Below are 397 nucleotides of genomic sequence, written 5' to 3'. Positions count from 1 at the left end.
TGGCGGAGCGGACGGGACTCGAACCCGCGACCCCCGGCGTGACAGGCCGGTATTCTAACCAACTGAACTACCGCTCCGCACTGGTTAGACTCAAGAGTCTAAATTTAAAGCCTGGCGATGTTCTACTCTCACATGGGGAAACCCCACACTACCATCGACGCTGTTTCGTTTCACTTCTGAGTTCGGAATGGAGTCAGGTGGGTCCAAAACGCTATGGTCGCCAAGCAAATTCTTAAAATTCGGAAAGCTGTTTTTTGTTCTCTCAACACATTCTTATGCGCTTAGCTTTGAGTCCACTACAAAACCCCTTGGGTGTTGTATGGTTAAGCCTCACGGGCAATTAGTACAGGTTAGCTCAACGCCTCACAACGCTTACACACCCTGCCTATCAACGTTC

At 50.1% G+C, this 397-nt stretch carries 1 tRNA gene and 1 rRNA gene; both read right to left on the bottom strand.

The window, feature by feature from the left end:
- Positions 1-77 (bottom strand) — tRNA-Asp (locus JIG40_RS10355).
- Between the two features lie 32 nt (positions 78-109).
- Positions 110-225, bottom strand: a 5S ribosomal RNA gene (gene rrf, locus JIG40_RS10350).
- Positions 226-397 lie beyond the last annotated feature (172 nt).

The sequence above is a fragment of the Vibrio sp. bablab_jr001 genome, assembly GCF_016464285.1.
Classification (GTDB): Bacteria; Pseudomonadota; Gammaproteobacteria; order Enterobacterales; family Vibrionaceae; genus Vibrio; species Vibrio fluvialis.
This window is presented reverse-complemented; position numbering and strand designations above follow the sequence as displayed.